The organism is Leifsonia sp. RAF41 (genome assembly GCF_052114085.1).
GTDB lineage: Bacteria > Actinomycetota > Actinomycetes > Actinomycetales > Microbacteriaceae > Leifsonia.
Genome location: NZ_JBFREB010000002.1, coordinates 1 through 541, shown reverse-complemented (window position 1 = coordinate 541; position 541 = coordinate 1). Strand labels below are relative to the sequence as shown.

Here is a 541-nt window from a genome sequence, read left to right as displayed (position 1 = left end):
GTCCAGAGCTGCCCTCGCCTCAGGAGGTAGGCATGTATGTGACGGGACGATGGGTTTCAACCAATGTTGTCGGCACGATGTTCGTCGCCTGGCTCGTTGGAGTTGTCATCTTCGTGGCCGTCATCGTGTGGCAGCGCCGGAAGTCCTGGTGGAGCGAGCGTCTGACAGACATCGCGTCCGCCGCCGGCCAGTCTTAGAGGCCCGGCGGCGTCCTTGTCTGTATGCATTCAGCCCCCCTTGCGTCTGCCTCGCAGAGACAAGTCACGAGGACGCTGACCAACTGTTCCTGCGATTCGCTTCGCCCGGCCTCTTGAAAAGCCTGAATGCAAGAAACCACGCCGTTGAAGGATTTGATGCCAGTCGCTTGACCTTCACACGATGTCAAGCCTGAAACTGGAACCACTTTCAATCAAGGAGTCTCTCATGCAAGAGTTCATCATCCAGTCAATGTCCTGCGGTGGCTGCGCGAGCCGGATCGCCCAGGCCGTCAAGAATCTGGACGCCGCAGCGAAGATCGAAGTCGACCTGCCGACCAAGACGG

General features: G+C 58.8%; 2 protein-coding genes. Both read left to right on the top strand.

What is annotated here, in order from left to right; translation table 11 throughout:
• The coding region (locus AB4Y74_RS17745) for a hypothetical protein (protein ID WP_441800479.1) at positions 1 to 197 on the top strand (197 nt) is incomplete at its 5' end.
• A gap of 181 nt (positions 198 to 378) precedes the next feature.
• Positions 379 to 541: heavy-metal-associated domain-containing protein (locus AB4Y74_RS17740; RefSeq protein ID WP_441800480.1), on the top strand; the 163-nt coding region annotated here is incomplete at its 3' end.